At 71.3% G+C, this 20,422-nt stretch carries 21 protein-coding genes; 14 read left to right on the top strand and 7 right to left on the bottom strand.

Translation table 11 applies throughout. The annotated features are described in order from the left end of the window. Nucleotides 1-236: 236 nt before the first annotated feature. The 3 genes from OOK07_RS33725 to OOK07_RS33715 all read left to right on the top strand — a co-directional run bounded on the left by OOK07_RS33725 (nt 237) and on the right by OOK07_RS33715 (nt 5,569). Complete coding sequence (locus tag OOK07_RS33725) at nt 237-1,277, top strand: lysylphosphatidylglycerol synthase transmembrane domain-containing protein (protein WP_266800237.1); 1,041 nt, start codon at nt 237-239, stop codon at nt 1,275-1,277. 169 nt (nt 1,278-1,446) lie between these two features. Next, complete coding sequence (locus tag OOK07_RS33720; protein ID WP_266800235.1) at nt 1,447-4,308, top strand: type 1 periplasmic-binding domain-containing protein; 2,862 nt, start codon at nt 1,447-1,449, stop codon at nt 4,306-4,308. A 52-nt stretch (nt 4,309-4,360) separates the two neighbouring features. Next, complete coding sequence (locus tag OOK07_RS33715; RefSeq protein WP_266685590.1) at nt 4,361-5,569, top strand: hypothetical protein; 1,209 nt, start codon at nt 4,361-4,363, stop codon at nt 5,567-5,569. Here the strand turns inward: OOK07_RS33715 and msrB are convergent. The 4 genes from msrB to OOK07_RS33695 form a co-directional block, all read right to left on the bottom strand. Further along, nucleotides 5,529-5,936: a peptide-methionine (R)-S-oxide reductase MsrB gene (gene msrB / locus OOK07_RS33710; RefSeq protein ID WP_266685589.1), complete on the bottom strand. Its 408-nt coding sequence runs from the start codon at nt 5,934-5,936 to the stop codon at nt 5,529-5,531. The two genes, OOK07_RS33715 and msrB, sit on opposite strands and share 41 nt — an antisense overlap. Nucleotides 5,937-5,952: 16 nt before the next feature. Beyond that, on the bottom strand, nt 5,953-7,341 hold the full coding sequence (murC, locus tag OOK07_RS33705; RefSeq protein ID WP_266800233.1) for a UDP-N-acetylmuramate--L-alanine ligase: 1,389 nt from the start codon (nt 7,339-7,341) through the stop codon (nt 5,953-5,955). A gap of 144 nt (nt 7,342-7,485) precedes the next feature. After that, nucleotides 7,486-7,959: an indole-3-glycerol phosphate synthase gene (locus tag OOK07_RS33700; protein WP_266800232.1), complete on the bottom strand. Its 474-nt coding sequence runs from the start codon at nt 7,957-7,959 to the stop codon at nt 7,486-7,488. 132 nt (nt 7,960-8,091) lie between these two features. Further along, entirely contained in the window at nt 8,092-8,931 is an 840-nt protein-coding gene (locus tag OOK07_RS33695; RefSeq protein ID WP_266800231.1) for a pyrimidine reductase family protein, read from the bottom strand. 37 nt (nt 8,932-8,968) lie between these two features. On the opposite strand from OOK07_RS33695, the gene zapE reads away from it, so the two are divergent. The 8 genes from zapE (at nt 8,969) to OOK07_RS33655 (ending at nt 15,939) form a co-directional block, all read left to right on the top strand. Beyond that, nucleotides 8,969-10,075 carry a cell division protein ZapE gene (zapE, locus tag OOK07_RS33690; RefSeq protein ID WP_266800229.1) on the top strand — a complete coding sequence of 369 codons (1,107 nt, stop codon included), beginning with the start codon at nt 8,969-8,971 and terminating at the stop codon, nt 10,073-10,075. Nucleotides 10,076-10,229: 154 nt separating this feature from the next. Next, complete coding sequence (locus OOK07_RS33685) at nt 10,230-10,622, top strand: hypothetical protein (RefSeq protein ID WP_266800227.1); 393 nt, start codon at nt 10,230-10,232, stop codon at nt 10,620-10,622. Nucleotides 10,623-10,706: 84 nt separating this feature from the next. Next, the gene (locus tag OOK07_RS33680) at nt 10,707-11,285 is read left to right on the top strand and encodes a carbonic anhydrase (protein WP_266800224.1); all 579 of its coding nucleotides are present in this window, start codon (nt 10,707-10,709) and stop codon (nt 11,283-11,285) included. Nucleotides 11,286-11,290: 5 nt separating this feature from the next. Then, nucleotides 11,291-12,748: a SulP family inorganic anion transporter gene (locus OOK07_RS33675; RefSeq protein ID WP_266800221.1), complete on the top strand. Its 1,458-nt coding sequence runs from the start codon at nt 11,291-11,293 to the stop codon at nt 12,746-12,748. 103 nt (nt 12,749-12,851) lie between these two features. Beyond that, the gene (locus OOK07_RS33670; protein ID WP_266800219.1) at nt 12,852-13,742 is read left to right on the top strand and encodes a slipin family protein; all 891 of its coding nucleotides are present in this window, start codon (nt 12,852-12,854) and stop codon (nt 13,740-13,742) included. A 162-nt stretch (nt 13,743-13,904) separates the two neighbouring features. Then, nucleotides 13,905-14,795 (top strand): PPK2 family polyphosphate kinase, encoded by an 891-nt coding sequence (locus OOK07_RS33665; protein WP_266800217.1) that lies wholly within the window; start codon nt 13,905-13,907, stop codon nt 14,793-14,795. 70 nt (nt 14,796-14,865) lie between these two features. Then, complete coding sequence (locus OOK07_RS33660) at nt 14,866-15,732, top strand: polysaccharide deacetylase family protein (protein ID WP_266800215.1); 867 nt, start codon at nt 14,866-14,868, stop codon at nt 15,730-15,732. Nucleotides 15,733-15,750: 18 nt separating this feature from the next. Then, nucleotides 15,751-15,939 (top strand): hypothetical protein, encoded by a 189-nt coding sequence (locus OOK07_RS33655; RefSeq protein WP_266800212.1) that lies wholly within the window; start codon nt 15,751-15,753, stop codon nt 15,937-15,939. Nucleotides 15,940-15,985: 46 nt separating this feature from the next. Here the strand turns inward: OOK07_RS33655 and OOK07_RS33650 are convergent, their stop codons facing one another. Next, entirely contained in the window at nt 15,986-16,657 is a 672-nt protein-coding gene (locus OOK07_RS33650) for an ABC transporter (RefSeq protein ID WP_266800210.1), read from the bottom strand. Next, entirely contained in the window at nt 16,654-17,526 is an 873-nt protein-coding gene (locus OOK07_RS33645; RefSeq protein ID WP_266800209.1) for an ABC transporter ATP-binding protein, read from the bottom strand. Before OOK07_RS33645 ends, OOK07_RS33650 begins: the two co-directional genes overlap by 4 nt. Before the next feature lie 75 nt (nt 17,527-17,601). Between OOK07_RS33645 and OOK07_RS33640 the strand changes: the two genes are divergently transcribed. Beyond that, the gene (locus tag OOK07_RS33640) at nt 17,602-18,342 is read left to right on the top strand and encodes an aminoacyl-tRNA hydrolase (RefSeq protein WP_266800208.1); all 741 of its coding nucleotides are present in this window, start codon (nt 17,602-17,604) and stop codon (nt 18,340-18,342) included. Between the two features lie 5 nt (nt 18,343-18,347). After that, nucleotides 18,348-19,202 (top strand): alpha/beta fold hydrolase, encoded by an 855-nt coding sequence (locus OOK07_RS33635; protein ID WP_266800207.1) that lies wholly within the window; start codon nt 18,348-18,350, stop codon nt 19,200-19,202. Nucleotides 19,203-19,288: 86 nt separating this feature from the next. Here the strand turns inward: OOK07_RS33635 and OOK07_RS33630 are convergent, their stop codons facing one another. After that, on the bottom strand, nt 19,289-19,549 hold the full coding sequence (locus tag OOK07_RS33630; RefSeq protein WP_266800205.1) for a hypothetical protein: 261 nt from the start codon (nt 19,547-19,549) through the stop codon (nt 19,289-19,291). Between the two features lie 224 nt (nt 19,550-19,773). On the opposite strand from OOK07_RS33630, the gene OOK07_RS33625 reads away from it, so the two are divergent. Beyond that, nucleotides 19,774-20,421 (top strand): TetR/AcrR family transcriptional regulator, encoded by a 648-nt coding sequence (locus tag OOK07_RS33625; protein WP_266800203.1) that lies wholly within the window; start codon nt 19,774-19,776, stop codon nt 20,419-20,421. Nucleotide 20,422 lies beyond the last annotated feature (1 nt).

Here is a 20,422-nt window from a genome sequence, read left to right as displayed (position 1 = left end):
TTGTGAAGGGATGCACAGGAGGGCTCCGCAGCGGCACACCACAGCCTCCCGGGGCCCCTGCGGGCGTCCTGCCACCCGCCCCGTGAGCGGCGTGATTCTGCCGCGTCGTCCACCCGCCCGCGCCCATTGGGTTTCCGGACACCACACCGTCACACCGAACGGGAACGGTTCCGCCGTCCCCTCCCTTCCCGCACCGCACCCCGTCGCCCGGCCGACGCGAAAGGACGACGTGCGCCGTGTCCCTGCTCCCGCTCGAAAACATCCCAGGACCGCTCCCCGCCACGGTCCCCTGCACTCCCTCCCCGCTCCCCGCTCCCGCTCCCTCCCCCCTTCGCCTCGCGCCCCCCGCCCGCCTTCTGCGCCAGACACTGGTGATCCTTCCCGTGCTGCTGATCGGCGTCTGGGCCGTGGTCGACTGGCGCACCGTCTACGAGGGCACCGCGCGGCTCGCCTCGGCCGACCCCTGGTGGCTGCTGGTCGCGTTCTTCTTCACCTGCCTGGGCTGGCTGTCCTCCGCCTGCGTCCGGCAGGGCGCCCTGCCGGAGCGGCTTCCGACGGGTCTGCTGATCGCCTCTCAGTTCGCCGCCGGCGCCGCCAACCACGTGCTGCCGGCCAGCATCGGCGCCCACGCCGTCACCCTGCGCTTTCTGCGTGGCCGCGGCATCCCCCTGGCCCGTGCCACCGCCTCGCTCGCCCTCTACTCGGCGGTCCGGCCGGTCGCGAAGACGCTGGTGCTCCTCGTCTTCCTGGTGGCCTTCCCCGACCTGCTGCAGACCGGCGAACTGGTGCCGGACAAGCGCACGTTGCTCCTGGTCGCCGCCGGCGTCACGCTCGGCCTCACCGTCGGCGTCCTGCTCGTGGCGACCGTACGACCACTGCGCCGCCCCCTCCTCGACGCCCTGCGATGCGCCCTCACCGACGTACGGGTCCTGCACACCCGGCCCGCGCGGATCCTCGCCCTGTGGGGAGGGGCGGCCGCCGCCCCGCTGCTGCAGGCGAGCGTGATCTTCGCGGTCGGGTCGGCGCTCGGTCTGTCCCTGACCTGGGCCCAGGTCGCCTTCGCGTTCCTGGCCGCGAGCACGGCCGTCGGAGCCGTGCCCGCACCGGGCGGCATCGGCCCTGTGGACGCGGCCGTCGTGTTCGCCATGGTCGCCCTCGGCGCACCCGTGGACATCTCGGCGACCGCCGTCATCGGCTACCGCGTCCTGACGGTCTGGCTCCCCCTGCTGCCGGGCGCCCTGGTGCTCTCCGCACTGGTACAGCGGAAGGTGCTCTGATCACGGCACCGCGCAGACCGGTGCAGAAACGTTCATGAAAGTCGCGCACACGGCCCTTGCGCCCCAGTCACACCCGGTAGCCTCATAAGTCACCCAAGGTGAACGGGGGTTGGCCATGGTGAGGGGTGACCGCAGGGGCCCGTCGAACTGTCCCGGAGGCCATGACGGCATGCCGGAGACCGGCGCCGGCGTCGATCTGCAGGACCAGCTCGAGATCCTCATCCAGGAGTTCCGCACGAGCGAGCCGCCGATGCCGGTGTTCGTCGTGCACGCGCAGGACGGCTCGGACGACGAGGCGGTGTCCGGACTGGTCCAGCAGCTGTACGAGGGGCAGGGGGCGCACGGTACGCGCTGCGCGGTGGCACAGGACGCGTACGAGGGCGACTCGGAGGTCCGCAGGGCCGCGGCGATGGTGCGGGCACTGAGCGACCCCAAGAAGTGGGGCGGCCGGACGTCCGTCTACCGGCGGTACGCGTTTCCCCGGCTGCGCCTGGTCCACGCCATCGACGACGCGGTCAGGACGCTGGGCGACAACTGGCCCGCTCCGGGCCGTCCGGCGGCCGAACAGGGCCGGCGGCAGCTGCTGCTCGACCAGCTGGCCGCCCAGCGCTGGCGGCCGGAGGGCACCGCGCGCTGGCGCTCGGGCCTGCCCCTGTTCGACATGGCGCACATCCTGCCGGCGAGTCTGGTGACCGTGCTCGCCGCGCTCCTCGCCCGCAGTGCCTGGTACATGGCGGCGGCCTCGGGCCTCGGCTTCCTCGCCCTGCTGACGGTCCTCAACTACGCGCTGCCGGGCCGGGCGCCGATCTTCCTGTGGCTGCGCCGGGAGAGCCGCTGGTTCATGACCACGACCTTCCTCAGGGCCGCGGACCAGGAGAACCCGACCGAGGTCTCGCTGCTGCGTCCGGTGCGTTCCTGGCGGGCGATCGCAGCCCGGGCGTACGACGTGGCCGACGCGCTCACGACGGGCGGCGACTTCCACCTCCAGCTGTGCGTGCTGGCCCTGCGGGAGGATCTGCGGGACAACCATCGCCGTCTGAGCTGGGATCTGCGCGGCTTCAAACGCCCGCGCCCGCCGGTGCTGTTCCTGCCGCATGCCGACGCGGCGAACGGCGGCATCGAACTCATCCGCGCCGTCAGCGACGTACGCAGCCGACGCAGCGAGCTCGATCCGCTGCTGGTCTTCGCCGCGGTGCGCGAGCAGGACGTGCCGCGACTGGATCACGGGGGGACTCCGGTACCGGCCCCGGGCCCCCAGCACCGCAGGCTCAGCGACCGCCTGCGCACCTGGCACCGGGAATGGGGGCAGCGGCTGCGCGCCGAGCAGTCGCCCAGCCGCGACCGGTCCGTACTGCCCTGGGTGATGAAGATCCCGCTGCCGCACGACCAGCTGGACCCGATAGAGGAACGGCGGGTGCATCTGCGGGCGTCCGCCCGGCCGACGCTGGCCCGTATGGTGTGGGCCCTGCATTCGCTGGTGCTGGTGGTCGCGCTGGTGGCCGCGGCCACGATCATGCGGGCCGAGGCCCTCGACGACCGGTACTGTTCGGCGTCGCTGCTGACCGCCAACCGCGACACCCGGCGCGAGTCCGCTCCCGGCGGCGGCACGGAGTGCATCGGCATCGCGACGAAGGGCGTGCGCTTCTCCGACTGGCTGCCCAAGCCCGCTGCGGGTGCCGACGGCAAGCCGCTCTCCGCCGGTGACGAACCGCCCTGGACCGTGGCCGAGTTGGAGCAGGGCATCGCCGCGCGGAACGAGGACGTCCTCACCCACTACGCCGACGACTACGTCACGGTGGTCTACGCCGGCCCGCTCAGCAACGACCTCTCCCAGGGAACCTCACTCGTGAAGGGCGCCGAGGAACTGGCGGGCGTCTACCTGGCCCAGGCCGTCATCAACAAGAACTACACCGTGAAACTGCGCGTCCTGCTCGCGAACGGCGGCGTGGACCTGGGCCACCAGACCGACATGGCCGAGGCGATCGCCGCGTACGCCGCGCACGACCCGAGTGTGGTGGGGGTCGTCGGCACCGGCCGCGACCTCGAGTCGAGCGGGAAGACCACCGACATCCTCATGAAGGCGGGGCTGCCGGTCGTCTCCGGCACGAACTCGGCCACCTATCTGCCCCGCCAGTACGCGAACTGGTTCAGCCTGGCCGCCACCGACGAATGGCAGACCCGGCAGATGGGCCTGATCGCCGCCCAGTTGCGCACACCGGGCAAGCGGCAGTACGCGCTGGTGCTCGCCCGGGACACGGCCAGGACCGACGACCGGTACACCGAGGAACAGGCGCGCTACGGACAGCGGATGCTCGCCGACCGGGGCTTCACCCTGCTCGGGCAGCGTCGCTACACGCTGAAGGGCGGCAAGCCCGAACTCCGCGAGCACGCCGAGGAGATCTGCCGTGGCGACCGGATCCCGTCCGTGGTCTACTTCGCCGGGCGGGCGGAGGACGTGGAGCCACTGATGACCCAGCTGTCCGCCGAGACGGGCTGCTCCGAGAAGCCCCTGGCCATCCTCACCGGTGACGACCTCTCCAAGGTCGCCTTCACCGGCGGGAGGAACGCCGTGGCACCCGCGCCCGACGTCACGCTGTACCACGCGGCCCTCGCCGAGCTGAAGAAGGCCGCCGCCCGGACGAGCTTCTACGTGGACGCCGCCGACAACCTGCCGGGCCTGGCAGGCCGCGCCCTGAGCTACGACAGCCCCGTGCTGGCCAGCGGCCAGACCGCGCTCGCACACGACGCGACCCGGGCCCTGTACTACGCGGCCACCCCGCACGACACGCCGCAGAGCCGGGCCGCGACCTGGGTGAACCTGCGCACGGTCAGGCTTGAGGGCATGGCCACCGGCACCATCGACTTCACCGGCGCTCCGCTGTACGGCGACCGCACCGGCCAGAGCATCGTCCTCAAGGAGGTGCACCGCACCGCGAACGGCACCTCCGAGACCCACGTCGTCTGCAGCCGCATCGCGGGCGACACCCGTCCCCTCACCCTGAAGGAGTGCGCGATTCGCCGGCCGAAGTGAGCAACCCTCAGCGCCGAGCCCCCCTCTATAGGGCAGAGGGGAAGGACGGAACGTGCAAAACCGGGAGACAGCGGCGGCCGGGCCGAGGGACGGGGTGTGGATCGGCCGGATCGGCCGCTACCCGCTGCGGTGGCACCACGCGCTGCTGACCCTGTGGACGGTCGTCTGGTTCGTGGTGGCCGAACGCCACGCAGCCGTGTCCTGGCACTATCTGAGGACCGGTCAGCAGCTGCTCTTCAATCAGATACCGGGCGGCGGTCTCGCCCTCTACGCCAACCACCCCGGGCTGCAGATCGGCCCGGTCAGCTTCCTGGTCGCCGGGCTGTTCGCCCCGTTCCCCGCCACGCTGGGCGAGAAGCTCGCCGACGCCTTCATGTCCGGCCTGGGCCTTTACATGCTGGTGCTGGTCGGCCGCGCCGCCGCCGACCACTACCGGGGAACGGGCCTGAACCACAGACGCCTCCAGCAGCGCGTGTTGATCGCCGGGGCGGCCTTCATCCCCATGTGGGTGGAGGTCGCGGTGCGTTTCGCGCACCTCGACGACGTCCTGGCGTTGTTCTTCACCACCCTCGCCGTCCGCGCGCTGGTCCGCGGCAAGGCCGCCGCTGTGGGTGTTCTCCTGGCCCTGGCGGTGGACTCGAAACCCTGGGCGGTCGGCTTCCTGCCGCTCCTGCTGGCGCTGCCGCGCCCCGTACGCCTGCGCTCCGCCGCCTGGGCCGTCGGTCTTGTGGCCGTGGCGTGGCTCCCCTTCTGCCTCACGCACCTGGAGACCCTGGCCGCGGCCCACTTCACGATCCCCAACCAGCCCGCGTCGTCCCTGCGCTGGTTCGGCGTACAGGACCCGGCCACCCCCTGGTGGGACCGCCCCGCCCAGATGGCCCTCGGCATCGCCCTGGGCGCTCTGGCCGTCCACCGGCGCCGGTGGCCGGCCGTCGTGCTGCTGGCCGCCGACGCCCGTATCGTCCTGGACCCGAGCGTGTACACGTACTACAACGCCTCGGTCCTCCTCGGCACCCTGCTCTGGGACTCGATCGGCCAGCGCCGCCTGGTCCCATGGGTCAGCTGGCTCGCCCTGATCTCCCTCTACGGCAGCGCCGTCCTCGTCCCCTCCGCGTCCGCCCAGGGCCTCATCCGCCTGGCCTTCGCGGCCGGGTCCGCCGCCTACGTCCTCCTGTGGCCGCGACGCCCCCCACGCAGCGAGCGTCACGGCCGACGGGCGCTCAGGCCTCTTCCGGCGTCAGACTCAGCGAAATGCTGTTGATGCAGTACCGCTGGTCCGTAGGTGTCGCATACCCCTCGCCTTCGAACACGTGTCCGAGGTGCGACCCGCACCGCGCGCAGCGCACCTCGGTCCGCACCATCCCGTGCGAGCGGTCCTCGACGATCTCCACGGCATCGGTGTCCTTCGGGTCGAAGAACGACGGCCAGCCGCAGTGGGAGTCGAACTTCGTGCCCGAGGTGAACAGTTCGGCGCCGCAGGCCCGGCAGGAGTAGACACCCGTCGTCTTGGTGTTGGTGTACTCACCGGTGAAGGCGGGCTCGGTGGCGGCCTGCCGCAGCACCGCGTACTCGGAGGGGGTCAGCTCCGCACGCCACTGCTCGTCCGGCTTTTCGACGTCGTACGACATGAAGCTCAGCCCCTTACTACTGTGCGAGACGGTCCAGAATCTGCGGGCCGAGGTCCGTCACGTCACCCGCGCCCATGGTGAGAACGAGATCGCCGGCCTTCGCCATTCCCGCGACGACCGACGGCACGTCCGCCTTGTCGTGGACGGGCGTCACGTCCGCGCCCGCGGCCCGCGCCGCCTCGATGATCAGCTCGCTGGTCACGCCGGGGATCGGGTCCTCGCGGGCCGGGTAGATGTCGAGGACGACGGAGGCGTCCGCCAGGGCCAGGGACCGGCCCATCTCCGTGCCCAGCTCCTGCGTACGGGAGAACAGGTGCGGCTGGAAGACGACCAGGATCCGGGCGTCGCCCGCGGCCGCGCGCATCGCCTCCAGGTCGGCCGTCATCTCGGTCGGGTGGTGGGCGTAGGAGTCGATGACCTGGACGCCGGCCGCCTCGCCCTTCAGCTGCAGGCGGCGCTTCACGCCGGTGTACGCGGCCAGGGCCGGCGCCAGCTGGGCGGCCGGGACACCCAGCGCGACGCCCGCCGCGAGCGCGGCCACGGCGTTGTGCGCGTAGTGCCGCCCGGGGACGGAGACCGCGAAGGTGAGTTCCTCGCCGCCCAGCAGGACGGTGACCTCGCTCTTCAGCCCCTGCGGGACGACGGACAGCACACGGACGTCGGCGTCCGCCGCGTCGCCGTACGTGACCGTCCGCACCGCGCCGGCCAGCCGCCGGGTCAGCTCCCGCGCACCCTCGTGGTCCGCGTTGATCACCAGCGTGCCACCGGGCACGATCCGTCCGGCGAACGTCTCGAAGGACTCGTAGATCTCGTCGATGGACGCGTAGTTGGCGTGGTGGTCGAGCTCCACGTTGAGGACGATCGCGACCTCGGGCGCGTACTTGTGGAAACTGCGGTCCGATTCGTCCGCCTCGGCCACGAAGATGTCGCCCTCGCCGTGCAGGGCGTTGGAGCCGGGGGCGTCGAGATCGCCGCCGATCGCGTACGACGGGTTCAGCGCCAGCTCGCTCAGCGACACGGCCAGCATTGACGTCGTGGTGGTCTTGCCGTGGGTGCCCGCGACCGCGATGGGCCGCAGACCGTCCATGAGCGCGGCGAGGGCGTCGGAGCGGTGCACCACGGCGATGCCCAGTTCGGCCGCGCGCGCCAGCTCCGGGTTGTCCTTCCGGATCGCCGAGGACACGACGACACAGGTGGCGTCGTCGGCGAGGTGCTCGGCCGCGTGCCCGATGTGCACCGTCGCACCCAGCGCACGCAGGGCCTCGGCGGTCGCGGACTCCTTCGCGTCACTGCCCGCGACCTTGGCCCCGCGCTGCGCGAGGATCTTCGCGATCCCCGACATTCCGGCGCCGCCGATCCCGATGAAGTGCGGTCGGTCCATGGCGGTGGGAAGGCCGGGTGCCATGCGTTGTCTCCCTGTGCGTGTTACGGCGGACGTTCAGCGGCCAGCCTATTGGGTGCCGCACCTGACACCGACCAGGAGGCGCCGGGGCCGATTCCCGCCCGCCGCCCCCACGGCCGCGCCCCTCCTACGGCGCACAGGCGCCGCCTACGCCTTGCTGTGCGAGAACAGCTTCAGCACCGGCACCCCCACCTTGTGCCGGGCCCGCGACGCCCAGTCCCGGTGGAAGAACTCCTCCACGTAGTGGGGATCGGTCAGCACGATCACCTCGTCCGCCCCGACCTCGTCCACGAGAACCTTCAACGCGTCCAGCGGATGATCCTCGATCAGTCTCCCCCCGGCCTCGCTGCCGGAGGCGTGCAGCGCCTGCAGGGACACCTCGAGCGCCCGCTCCCCGAAGTCCTTGGCGGCCTCCCCCTCGGGGACCTCGCGCTCGCGCGCCGCCTCGTCCAGTTCGCCGAGCGCGACGTCGTCGATGGCCCGCAGCAGGCGGTCCGCCTGGTCGCCGCGGGGCTGCAGCAGCACGTGGAAGGAGACCTCCTCCTCTCCGTGCAGGCCGGTGACGAACTCCACGTCCGCGGACGTCAATGCCTTCTCGATCATCAATACGCTTGTGAACACCGGGCGCCCCTTCTGCGGAAGCCATCCTGCCCCGTGATGTCACGGGGACTGCGAGTTCAGTGTGCCCGCCCGCAAGTAAGCGGAACGGTTGACTCCGCCGATTTCGGGACCGGCGGTACCGCTGATCGATTCTCAGGACCGCTGGTAGCGGGTGAAGAGAAACCCCTCCTCCTCCAGTACCGACGCGAGCACGAAGCGTTGCGGAACCGCGACCGACGGTCCGCCCGCGATGCGCTGCGCATGACCGGCGGTGAGCATCGGGGACACGGCGAGACAGAGCTCGTCGAGCACCCCGGCGGCCACCAGCTGGCCGAGCAGCCGAGGGCCGCCCTCGGTCAGCAGCCGGTTGTGTCCGAGGGCGCCCAGGGCCTGTACGGCGCGGGCGGGCTCCACCCCCATGCCGTCACCGGCGATCACCACCCGGGCACCCGCCTTTTCGGCCGCGGCGATGCGGTCGGGGGGCGCCGCGGCGCCGGTGAGCACCAGGGTGGGCACCAGCGGTGAGGTGAACAGCGGAAGGGAGAAGTCGAGGTCGAGGCTCGCGGTGACCACCGCGATCGCGGGCGCCGGCCCCTGTCCGGCCGCCTCCCGCATCTGCGCGAAATCCGCCCGCGCGCGTGCGGGCCGGTACCCCTCCTGTCGTACCGTTTCCGCACCGACGACCACCACGTCCGCCAGGGCCCGCAGGGTGCCGAAGATCCGCATGTCGGTCGCGCTGGAGATCGGCTGCGACCGCCCGTCGTGCTGGGCGGCCCCGTCGAGCGTGGACACCATGTTCGCCCGTAGCCAGGGAACGGCCTGCCCGGCGGCGGTCGGCTCGGGATAGGCGTAGGCGGCGGCGAGCTCGGCCAGGCTCCACTCGCGCTCGGTCAGGGCGTCGAGAACACCGATACCACTGGTACCACCGGCCCCGCCCTCCTCACCGGGAGTTGTCAGCACTGTCTCGTCGGTCACAGGGAACAGGCGTCGCATGTCGAGCAGTCTGGCACGCGGCTTAGCATGGTGAACCGTGTCGTCCTCCCCTTCCGCACCCGGCCTCAGCCCGATAGCCGACGCGGCTCCGTCGTCCCTGTGCGCCCGCGCGCCGCACGTCCCCGCGGACCGGCTGGTCGCCGAGATGGTGCCGCCGCCGCGCTTCGACTCGGTCCGCTTCAGCACATACGTTCCGGACCCGAACCAGCCCAGCCAGACCGAGGCCGTCCAGGTGCTGGACAGCTTCGCGGGCGGGCTCGGCGGGGCGCACGCCGTAGGCGGCGGGAAGCGCGGATTCTTCGGGTTCGGCAAGGCCAGGGCGCCGAAGACCCCGGCGGGCCCCCGCGGTGTCTACCTCGACGGCGGCTACGGCGTCGGCAAGACCCACCTGCTCGCCTCCCTCTGGCACGCCACCCCGGCGGAGCCCGCGCTCAAGGCGTTCGGCACCTTCGTCGAGCTGACGAACCTCGTCGGCGCCCTGGGCTTCCAGCAGACCGTCCAGACCCTCTCCGGCCACCGACTGCTGTGCATCGACGAGTTCGAGCTCGACGACCCCGGCGACACCGTTCTCGTGTCGACCCTGCTCGGCAGGCTCGTCGACGCCGGCGTGGCCCTGGCCGCCACCTCCAACACCCTCCCGGGCAAGCTCGGCGAGGGCCGTTTCGCGGCGGTCGACTTCCTGCGCGAGATCCAGGGCCTGTCCGCCCACTTCCGCGCCCTGCGCATCGACGGCGAGGACTACCGCCACCGCGGTCTGCCCGAAGCGCCGGCGCCCTTCTCCGAGGAGCAGGTGACGAAGGCCGCGTACGCCACCGCGGGCGCCTCGCTCGACGACTTCCCGCACCTCCTCGACCACCTCGCCAAGGTCCACCCCAGCAGGTACGGCGCCCTGACGGACGGCTTGAAAGCGGTCTGCCTCACCGGCGTCCGGCCCGTCCCCGACCAGTCGACGGCCCTCAGGCTCGTCGTGCTCGCGGACCGCCTCTACGACCGCGAGGTGCCGGTCCTGGCCTCCGGGCTGCCTTTCGACCGGCTGTTCAGCGAGGAGATGCTCAACGGCGGCTACCGCAAGAAGTACTTCAGGGCGATATCACGGCTCACCGCGCTGGCCCGGGACGGCGGGACACTCGTCACCGGCGACTAGATCAGGCCACCCCACCAGCGCATTTCAGGCTCTCTTCAGCTCGAAACGCCAAGTTAACCCTGCAAGCAACTTTGCAGGGTTAATGTGTTTCTTGACCGGTCATTGACCTTCTTTTGGTCGACCCAAGAAGCACGAACGGCAGGGAGGGGGGCGCATGTTCCGAGGTACGACGGCCCGGACCGCACTGGCACTCGTCACCGGCATCCTGCTCGCCCTCCAGTTCTTCGCGCCGACCGCATCCTTCGCGGCCGCACACACGGGCCGTCATGCAGTGGCCAAAGCCCTGCCCGGAACCAATCCGTCCGGCAAGGCGCTGCGTGACGAGTCCGCCACGTTGCGTGGCTGCGGCCACACCGGGGGCCCGACCGGCCCCCTGCGCACCCGCGACCGTCACGTGAACACCGGTTGCACGTCCGAGGAGCCCGAGCGCCAAGTGCTGGCGCAGGACCCGGCGTCCGTCCACGAACCGGTCGCGCTGCGCGGCCATCATCCGTCGAGACCCTCGACATCCCACTCTCCGGCGGCACTTCAGGTCTTCCGCTGCTGAGAGCGAAGCAGAACAGCGCAGTTCCCCCACCCTGTCCTGCCCACACCGACGCGCCCTCGGCGCGCCAGGAGGAGTCACCACATCATGCAGCCCCTCATCGACAACGCCCGTACGTTCGGACAACGCCCTGAGGAGTTCGCCAGACTCGCCGAAGGCCAGTCCCCGCAGGTGCTGTTCATCACCTGCTCCGACTCCAGGGTCGTACCGGCCCTGATCACCGGCGCCCGCCCGGGCGAGCTCTTCGAGCTGCGCACCGCGGGCAACATCGTCCCGCCGTACACCTTGGAGCACGCGACCAGCGAGGCATGCACCATCGAGTACGCCGTGGAGGTGCTCGGCGTCTCCGACATCGTCGTCTGCGGACACTCGCACTGCGGCGCCGTCGGCGCCCTGGTGCGCGGCGACGACCTCAACGCCGTGCCGGCCGTGCGCGACTGGCTCTCGCACGCCACCCCGCGCCCGGCAGGCGCGGTCGAGGACCCGACCGTTTCCGAGGGTGTGCAGAGCCACGTCCTGACGCAACTGCTGCGGCTGCGCTCGTACCCGTACATCGAGCAGAAGCTGAAGAGCCGTCAACTGTCCCTGCACGCCTGGTTCTACGAGGTCCACACCGGCGCCGTGCAGGCCCACGACCCGCAGACCGACACGTTCGCGGCCCTGTGATCGCCATGATGACCAAATACCCTCACCTGCGGCAGGACTTCGCCGCCTCGCTGGTCGTCTTCCTGGTCGCGCTCCCGCTGTGCGTGGGTGTGGCCGTCGCCTCCGGTGTCCCGGCCGAACTGGGCCTGGTCACCGGCATCGTGGGCGGCATGGTCACCGGATTCATGCGCGGCAGCAGCCTGCAGGTCTCCGGCCCCGCGGCGGGGCTGACCGTGCTGGTCTTCGAGGCCGTGCGGGAGTTCGGGCTGCCGGCCCTGGGCGTGATCGTCCTTGCCACCGGCGCCCTCCAGATCCTCATGGGCACCCTGAAACTGGGGCGCTACTTCCGGGCCATCTCGGTCTCGGTCGTCGAGGGCATGCTGGCCGGAATCGGTCTTGTGCTGATCGCCGGACAGCTCTACTCGATGGCGGACGCCAAGGCGCCCGCCTCCGGCCTGGCGAAGATAGCCCAGCTCCCGGGCGCGCTCTTCGACGCCGTCGGGAACAGGGCGGCGCTCGCCTCCATCCTCGTCGGCGCCGGCACGATCGCAGTCCTGGTGCTGTGGAAGCGCATGCCGAAGCAGGTGCGCACGGTCCCCGGTCCGCTTGCCGCCGTCGGTCTCGCGACCGTCGCCGTGCTGGTGTTCTCGCTGCCGGTCGCCACTGTCGAGGTGAAGGGCCTGCTGAGCTCCATCCAGCCGCCCCCGCTGGGCGCCTTCGGTGACCTCGCCGACATCGGTCTGCTCGGCACGATCGTCGCCTTCACCCTGATCGCGTCCGCCGAGTCACTGTTCAGCGCGGCGGCCGTGGACCGGCTGCACGACGGTCCGCGCACCGAGTACGACAAGGAACTCGTCGCGCAGGGCGCGGGCAATGCCCTGTGCGGTCTTCTCGGCGCGCTGCCGATGACCGCGGTGATCGTGCGCAGCGCGGCGAACGTCCAGGCGGGCGCGCGGACCAAGGCGTCCCGCGTGATGCACGGCGTGTGGCTGCTGCTGTTCGCGGCCCTGCTGCCGGACGTCCTCGCCTACATCCCGATCCCGGCCCTCGCGGGCATCCTCGTCTACTCCGGCGCCAAGCTGATCCCCGTACGGGAGATCGCGTCGCTGTGGCACGGCCACCGCGGCGAGGCACTGATCCTGGTCGTCACGGCCGTGTCGATCGTCGCGGTCAGCATGTTCGAGGGCGTTCTCATCGGTCTGGCCCTCGCGGTCGTCAAGACCGCCTGGGAGGCCTCACACATCAAGCTGGACGTCATCGACAAGGGCGCGGGTCCCGTCCAGGCCCACCTGTCGGGCAACGCGACCTTCCTGCGGCTGCCGAAGATCCTCGACAGTCTGGAGGCGCTGCCCCAGGACCGACCGGTGGAGCTGGACCTGTCCGGCCTGCAGCACCTGGACCACGCCTGCCGTAAGGCACTGGAGAACTGGGCCGAGCGGCACAGCGCGGTCGGCATCGAACCGGTGCGGGTGACCGCTCCATAGGTGCGTCGGTGGCCGGTCCCGGGTCCCTCGTGGCCCGGGACCGGCCATCGGGCATATCGTTACAGGAACAGACATACCAGACCTCTGGACAGAGGGAGTCGTCATGCTCGCTGAGCTGGTGACGGCGGCCGTCGCGGTCGGTGCCGCCGGGACGGTCTACGTCGCCGCGGCGGCGCGGGTCGTCAAGCAGTACGAGCGCGGGGTGGTCTTCCGCCTCGGGCGGCTGGCCGGTGAGCCGCGCGGACCGGGATTCACGGCGATCGTGCCTTTCGTGGACCGGCTGAGCAAGGTCAACATGCAGATCGTCACGCTTCCGATCCCCGCCCAGGAGGGCATCACCCGGGACAACGTGACCGTACGCGTGGACGCCGTCGTCTACTTCAAGGTCGTCGACGCGACGGCCGCGCTCATCAACGTCGAGGACTACAAGTTCGCCGTCTCCCAGATGGCACAGACGTCCCTGCGCTCGATCATCGGCAAGAGCGACCTCGACGACCTGCTGTCCAACCGCGAGAAGCTCAACCAGGGCCTGGAACTGATGATCGACAGTCCGGCCATCGGCTGGGGCGTGCAGATCGACCGCGTGGAGATCAAGGACGTCTCGCTGCCGGACACGATGAAGCGTTCCATGGCCCGCCAGGCCGAGGCCGACCGCGAGCGCCGCGCCCGCATCATCAACGCCGACGCCGAACTACAGGCTTCCAAGAAGCTGGCCGAGGCCGCCGCGCAGATGTCCGAGCAGCCCGCCGCACTCCAGCTGCGCCTGCTGCAAACGGTGGTGGCGGTGGCCGCCGAGAAGAACTCGACCCTCGTGCTCCCCTTCCCGGTGGAGCTGCTGCGGTTCCTGGAGAGGGCACAGGAGCACCAGCCCCAGCACTCACACGAACAGCAGCACCAGCAACAACAGCAGCAGCAGCAGCAGCAGCAGCAGCAGCCCGACCATCGGCACGAACAACAGCCCGAGCCGCCCCAGGACCGCCAGATCGAGAAGTGACATCCGGCAGACCGGCTACGGCGCCCCTGCCCGCCCAGGGGCAGCACCCCGCACCACCACGTCTTCACGGTCTACGCAGCCGACCGCACCCTTTCCCTGCCGCTACGCCCGCTGAGCCGTGTGGACGTACCGTCGAGAACACACGACCGTAAGGGGCGACCGGTGGCGAAGGACGGCAGGAAGCAGCAAGCCGCGGCGGATCTCCGGCTGAGGGAGGTGCTGCGCGTTCCCCGGGGCGAGCAGATCGACCTGGGCGCGTACGACACCCGGACCGCGTATGACCCCCGGACCGGTCCCGGGCCCAAGGACAAGTCCGCGGGCCTGAAGGACACCGCCCGCATGGGCAAACCACTCGCCGAACTCCAGGAGCGCCTCTGGGCGGCCGGCACCACGGGCGACGTCCGCCGTGTCCTGCTGGTGCTCCAGGGCATGGACACCAGCGGCAAGGGCGGCACCGTCAAGCATGTCGTCGGGCTGTTCCACCCGGCCGGCTGCCGGGTCAAGGGGTTCAAGGTGCCCACGCCCGAGGAACGCGAACACGACTTCCTCTGGCGTATCGAGAAGGAGATCCCACGGCCGGGCGAGATCGGCGCCTTCGACCGCTCGCACTACGAGGACGTGCTCGTCCCGCGCGTCCGCGCCCTGGTCCCGCGCGAGGAGATCGAGCGCCGCTACGACGAGATCAACCGCTTCGAGCAGCGCCTGGCCGACGACCGGGTGACCGTGGTCAAGTGCTTTCTGCACATCTCCCCCGATCAGCAGCGCCGCCGCCTTCTCAGGCGCCTCGACCGGCCCGACAAGCGCTGGAAGTTCAGTCCCAGCGACATCGACGACCGCGCGCTGTGGCCCGCGTACCAGGAGGCGTACGAGATCGCCCTGCACCGCTGTTCGACTCCGCACGCCCCCTGGTACCTGATTCCGGCGGACCGCAAGTGGTTCCGCAACTGGGCGGTCGCGCGCCTGCTCCTGGAGCACCTGGAGGCCCTGGACCCGCGGTACCCGGAGCCGGACTACGACCTGGAGGAGTGCAGGAAAAGGCTGCTCGCCCACTGAGCGGGTGACTCCGCGGCGAGCCTTTGCCACATAGTCATACCTATGAGAGGCATCGCCTTAAATTCGTGCGGTGATCACTCTTGTACGACTGCGACACGTCACCGTCGGCTGTGCCCTGAGCGCGGCCCTCGCCGCCTGCGGCACCGCCCGGACCCCGCACGCCGTCCAGCACCCGGCCCCTTCCGCCGCCTCCTCCGCCACCACCTCCGCCGCTCCCTCCCGGCCGCCGACCCTCGCGCCGGGCCCGGCCGGTCTCACCCCCGTGTTCAAGAACGGTCTCCGCACGGAGGGCAAGACGGTCGCGCTCACCTTCGACGCCGACATGACCGCCGACGAGGGGGCGCGGGCGGCGGCAGGCGAGCGGTTCGACAATCCGCAGCTCATCGCGACGCTGCGGGCGTTGAAGGTACCGGCCACCTTGTTCATGACGGGCCGTTGGGCCGACCAGTACCCGATCCAGGCCCGCTCCATCGGGCGGGACCCGCTCTTCGAGGTGGCCAACCACTCCTACAGCCACTACGCCTTCACCGGTGACTGCTACGGCCTGCCGACCGTCTCCGAGGAGCGGATGCGCTCGGACGTGGAGCGGGCGTACACGGCGTTCCGCAAGGCGGGAGTGCCGGACGCGATGCCGTACTTCCGCTTCCCGGGCGGGTGTTACGACCGGCAGGCCCTGAAGGCGCTGGCCTCGACCGGCGTCACCGCCGTGCAGTGGGATGTGGTGAGCGGGGACGCGTTCGCGACGGACTCCGACGCGGTGGCCCGGCAGGTGCTGGACGGGGTGCGGCCGGGTTCGGTCGTCGTCATGCACTGCACGCGCAGCGCCGCCCCGGCCACCGAACGGGCCGTCCGCACGATCGTGCCCGAGCTGCGCCGGAAGGGCTTCAGGTTCGTGAAGGTGTCCCAGCTGATCGGTGCGGCGAGCGGCCGCCGGTGACCGGCCTACGCTGGAGGCATGAGCGACGACAGCGACGACGCGTACTGCCTGATCGACGCCACCAGGCCGCCCAAGGCCGAGGGGCCGCCGTACGCCGAGTGCGTGCTGTGCCGGAAGCCGACCGAGTATCCGCAGGCGTACAAGGGGATCACGCTCTGCCCGGTCTGCGAATGGCAGGAGGCACAGCGCACCGCCTGTTCGGGATGACCCGGCCTGCTCGGGGTGATCGTCCTGCTCGGGGTGATCGTCCTGTTCAGGGCGATCGGCGGGAGGTCAGTGCGCAGGCCACGGCTGCCGCCGCTGCGGCGAGGACGGCGGCCGCGACCAGTGGGAGCAGGGGCACGGGGACCGTGCCCGACTGCGAGCCGGCGACCAGACCACTGACCGCCGCCTGCGCCGGGGAGCCCGTCGCCACCACCGACAGCAGCGCCGCGAGCAGCATCGCCGGGACCGCACGGCCGGGCGAGCGCAGCACCGGCCAGTTGGTGAGCGCGCCGACGGCCGTACCGAGCAGCGCGCAGGCCGGCGTGGCGAGCAGCCCGGCCACGGCGGACGGAAGCAGGGGGACGCGGGTCTGGTGGTCGCTGGACACCGGGTCGCTGATCAGTGTCACCACGAGGGTCGCTGCCGTACCGAGTACGGCCGCGGCGATCAGCGCCACCAGCAGCCGGGCCAGATGCGCCCGCCCCGGCCCGGCGGCCGCGGCCGCACACGCGCGTGCCGCGGGCGGTTCGACCGTGACGCAGATCCGCACCAGCCAGGCCGCGACGGGCAGCAGGGCCGCGGCCGCGTAGCCGAGCGAGTCGAGCACCGGCTGTCCGCTCTGTACACCGATGCCGAGGAAGACCGTGTACAGGATGACCGGCGGCAGCCAGCGCTGTGAGCGCAGGAGAAGGTCGGCCTGGTAGCGCAGGAGGGCGTTCATCGGTGGCTGTCCTTGTCGAGCTGGTCGAGGGGCTGCACGCTGACCACGTGCCACGGCGGACGGGCCGTCAGCAGGGTGCGCAGCACGACATCCGAGTGGGAGGCGGGGACGGTGAGGCGGTACACACCCGGCGCGGTCTCCTCGGCCGAGACGAGCGTGCCCAGCGCGCCGGTGGGCAGCTGCCCGGCCTGCGGACCCTGCGCCTCGACCACGGCCCGCGGGCCGTCGGCCGGCGCGGTGGTCTCCCGGGTACGGGTCTCCAGGGCGCCGTCGCGCACGGTGTACGTCGTGTCGGGCGCCCCCGCCAGACGGCGCGGGTCGTGGTCCACGAACACCACGGCTCCGCCGGCGGCGGTGCGCTCGGCGACGGCCCGCTCCAGCTCGGCGCGGGCGGCGGAGTCGAGGCCGGTCCAGGCCTCGTCGAGGACGAGCAGCTCCGGCTCGGCGAGCAGGGCCTGCGCCACGGCGACCTTCTGGCTGCTGCCCTTGGACAACTGGGCCATGGGGGTGCGGGCGTATGCGGCGGCGCCGAAGCGGTCCAGCCAGTCGGCTGCGGCGCGGGTCGCCGTGCGACGGGACAGTCCGTGGATCGTGCCGAGGTGGGTGAGATAGCCGTGAGGGGTGAAGGGGAGGGCCGACGGGAAGCGTTCGGGCACGAAGGCCGTGCGGGGGCGGCCGGTGATGCGGCCCTCGGTGGGTGCGTCGATGCCTGCGAGGAGGCGGAGCAGGGTGGATTTGCCCGTGCCGTTCGGGCCTTCGACACGAGTCAGCGTGCCCGGCGCCACGGCGAGGTGGACGCCGCGTAAGACCCAGGGGCCGCGGATGCCGTAGCGGCGGCCGACGTTGTCCAGCCGAAGATCACGTTGCATGGTGGCATCTTCGCAAAGGGGGCACCTGACCGCGCCCCCTTAAGACGGGACCGCTCCCCCTTAAAGTTGGCTGGTGTGAGCCACGATGTGACGCCCTCCGGCGAAAGCCCCTTCCGTTCCGAACCCGGCGAACGCGACCAGGCAGCGCAGTTCGTGCTGCCTCTCGTCGTGCACATCGAGAAGGCGGCGCCGCCCGCCCGCACCGATGCGCTGGAGACCGCCGCCCGGGCCGTGCTGGCGATCCTGAGCGACGAGCGGTCGCTCGGGGACGGGGAGTGGGCGCAGGTGATGCGGGACTGGCAGGACGCCCGGATCCGGAAGGTGGTGCGGCGCGCCCGCGGCGCCGAGTGGCGGCGGGCCGAGGCGCTGCCCGGGATCACGGTGACCGGGAAGTCGGCCGAGGTACGGGTGTTCCCGCCCGTGCCGCTCGACGGCTGGCCCAAGGACCTGGCCAGGCTGCAGGTCTCCGGCACCGACCTGGACGACCCTGAGCCGCCGCCGCGGGCAAACCCCGCGGCGCCGGTCCTGTGGCTCAACCCCGGCCTCGACATGTCCGCCGGCAAGGCGATGGCCCAGGCAGGTCACGGTGCCCAACTGGCCTGGTGGGAACTGTCGGAGGAGGAGCGTCACGCCTGGCGCGACGCGGACTTCGCCCTCGCCGTGCGGAGCGCGGACCCGGGACGCTGGAACGAACTGACGTCGAGCGGGCTCCCGTTGGTGCGAGACGCGGGCTTCACGGAGATCGCGCCCGGGCTGACCGTGGCCGTCGAGGGACACCACCGTGCCGGTTCGCTGCCCCGGCCGTCACGGATGTGATCACGATGTCCGAGCGCATGATCCGCACGGGTGGCGTCGCCCTGTGCACCGAGTCGTTCGGCGACCGGTCGGATCCGCCGGTCCTGCTCGTCATGGGCACGGGAGCTTCGATGCTCTGGTGGGAGGAGGGCTTCTGCCGGAAGCTCGCCGAGGGCGGTCGGTTCGTGGTCCGCTACGACCACCGCGACACCGGTCGATCCACCACCTACGAGCCTGGCCGCCCCGGATACACCGGCGCGGATCTGGTCGGCGACGCGGTCGCCGTGCTCGACGCGTATGACATTCCGGCCGCACACATGGTGGGTGTGTCGGCCGGAGGGGCGCTCGCGCAGCTGGCCGCCCTCGACCATGCCGAGCGCGTCCTCTCCCTGGTTCTGATCAGCACCTCCCCCGCCGTGCCCGGCGACCGTGAACTGCCCGGACCGACCGGGGAGTTCATGCGGTTCGCGACATCCGCGCAGGTCGACTGGTCGCGGTCCGCCTCGGTGATCGATCACCTGGTCGCCTACTCGCGGGTGCTCGCGGGAGGGCGGCGCCCCTTCGACGAGACGACCGTCCGCGATCTTGTCCGTCGTGACGTCGAGCGTGCGCACGACTTCGCCGCCGTACAGAACCACGACTCCCTCCCGGACGGCGGGCCATCGCGACAACCGCTGTCGTCGATCGCCGTGCCCACCCTGGTGATCCATGGAACCGCGGATCCCCTGTTCCCGTTCGGGCACGGCGAGGCGCTCGCCGAAGAAATCCCTGCCGCAAGGCTGTTGCCCCTGGAAGGCGCGGGCCACGGGGTCGACCGAGCCGACTGGGAGACGATCGTCCAGGCGGTCCTCGCCCATACCGCTGCGGATGAACAGGGTTAGGGCGGCCACCCGTGAAGGCCTGTGGGGTATCCGACGGACCTGCGCCGGGCGACCGCACGAACGGCGGCCTGTGCGGCGGAGCCCGCTCAGACGCTGCCGCCGCCGCTGCCGCCCGTACCGATGAGCCGGCCGACGAAGTCGATGGTGGCGCCGCCGAATTCCAGGAGGCCGCCGCCCGTCCCACTGCCCGCGGCACCGGCGCCGCCCGGGCCCGGGGCGCTCTCTCGGATGACAGAGGGCACCGACGGCCGGGAAGCGGCTGCGACGGCCGGGCCGACAGCGGTGACGAGGGCGGTGCCGGCGACGACGGCAGCGATCGCCACCCGAGCGAGGGGCTTGACACGCATGGCAAATCTCCCGAAAGCGAGGGACTGGAAGGCTTGGACAGGATAGGTACCGTTTCCTCCGGATTCCCGGCAACGCGCTCGGCGGAGCCCGCCGACCGGAACAATCCGCGGGGCGCATCGGCCGGAGAAGGAACGCAGATGAGAAGCAGGGGGCACGGCAGCCTGCCCCCGGCCGAGATCACTCCCGGCTCCGGCACCGCCCACGCCGACCGCGCGGCACTACGGTGACCCGCCTCGACGGCAGGGTCGAACGGGGCAACCGCACCCGCCGGCTGGTGCTGGGCCGGACCGTCGACATCGCCTCCGTCGAGGGGCTGGAGGCGCTGTCCGTCGGCCGGCTGGCGACGGAGTTGCAGCTCAGCAAGAGCGGGGTGTTCGCGCTCTTCGGCTCCAAGGAGGAGCTGCAGCTCGCCACCGTGCGCGAGGCGGGCCGCATCTTCACCGAGCGGGTGATCCGTCCCGCCGAGCAGGAAGCCGCGGGTATCGGCCGCGTGTGGCGGCTGTGTGAGCTGTGGCTGGAGTACTCGCGGGGGCGAGTCTTCCCGGGCGGCTGCTTCTTCTACGAGGTGATCGCCGAGTTCGACGCCCGCTCGGGGTCGGTGCACGACGCCGTGGTGCGCGCCCAGCGCGACTGGACGGCCCTGGTGGAACGCGCGATCGCCGGGGCGTGCGACGCCGGAGAGCTGCGCGCCGACACGGATGTGCCTCAACTTGCCTTCGAACTGGTGGCGTTGATGGAGACGGCCAACATGGTCTCCGTCCTGCACGACGAGGAGAGCGCCTATCGCCGGGCCCGGGTGGGAGTGGCGGCGCGGCTGCGGTCGGCCGCGGTCGCTCCCGGAAGCGTTCCTCAAGTTCCCCAAGTTCCCTGAC

It is taken from the genome of Streptomyces sp. NBC_00078, assembly GCF_026343335.1.
Classification (GTDB): domain Bacteria; phylum Actinomycetota; class Actinomycetes; order Streptomycetales; family Streptomycetaceae; genus Streptomyces.
This window is presented reverse-complemented; position numbering and strand designations above follow the sequence as displayed.

Excerpts from the sequence above, each read along its gene's own strand:
- OOK07_RS33720 (WP_266800235.1), top strand. The coding sequence starts at position 1,447 with ATGCCGGAGACCGGCGCCGGCGTCGATCTGCAGGACCAGCTCGAGATC.
- msrB (WP_266685589.1), bottom strand. The coding sequence starts at position 5,936 with ATGTCGTACGACGTCGAAAAGCCGGACGAGCAGTGGCGTGCGGAGCTG.
- murC (WP_266800233.1), bottom strand. The coding sequence starts at position 7,341 with ATGGCACCCGGCCTTCCCACCGCCATGGACCGACCGCACTTCATCGGG.
- OOK07_RS33695 (WP_266800231.1), bottom strand. The coding sequence starts at position 8,931 with ATGCGACGCCTGTTCCCTGTGACCGACGAGACAGTGCTGACAACTCCC.
- OOK07_RS33685 (WP_266800227.1), top strand. The coding sequence starts at position 10,230 with ATGTTCCGAGGTACGACGGCCCGGACCGCACTGGCACTCGTCACCGGC.
- OOK07_RS33680 (WP_266800224.1), top strand. The coding sequence starts at position 10,707 with ATGCAGCCCCTCATCGACAACGCCCGTACGTTCGGACAACGCCCTGAG.
- OOK07_RS33675 (WP_266800221.1), top strand. The coding sequence starts at position 11,291 with ATGATGACCAAATACCCTCACCTGCGGCAGGACTTCGCCGCCTCGCTG.
- OOK07_RS33670 (WP_266800219.1), top strand. The coding sequence starts at position 12,852 with ATGCTCGCTGAGCTGGTGACGGCGGCCGTCGCGGTCGGTGCCGCCGGG.
- OOK07_RS33655 (WP_266800212.1), top strand. The coding sequence starts at position 15,751 with ATGAGCGACGACAGCGACGACGCGTACTGCCTGATCGACGCCACCAGG.
- OOK07_RS33650 (WP_266800210.1), bottom strand. The coding sequence starts at position 16,657 with ATGAACGCCCTCCTGCGCTACCAGGCCGACCTTCTCCTGCGCTCACAG.
- OOK07_RS33645 (WP_266800209.1), bottom strand. The coding sequence starts at position 17,526 with ATGCAACGTGATCTTCGGCTGGACAACGTCGGCCGCCGCTACGGCATC.
- OOK07_RS33635 (WP_266800207.1), top strand. The coding sequence starts at position 18,348 with ATGTCCGAGCGCATGATCCGCACGGGTGGCGTCGCCCTGTGCACCGAG.
- OOK07_RS33630 (WP_266800205.1), bottom strand. The coding sequence starts at position 19,549 with ATGCGTGTCAAGCCCCTCGCTCGGGTGGCGATCGCTGCCGTCGTCGCC.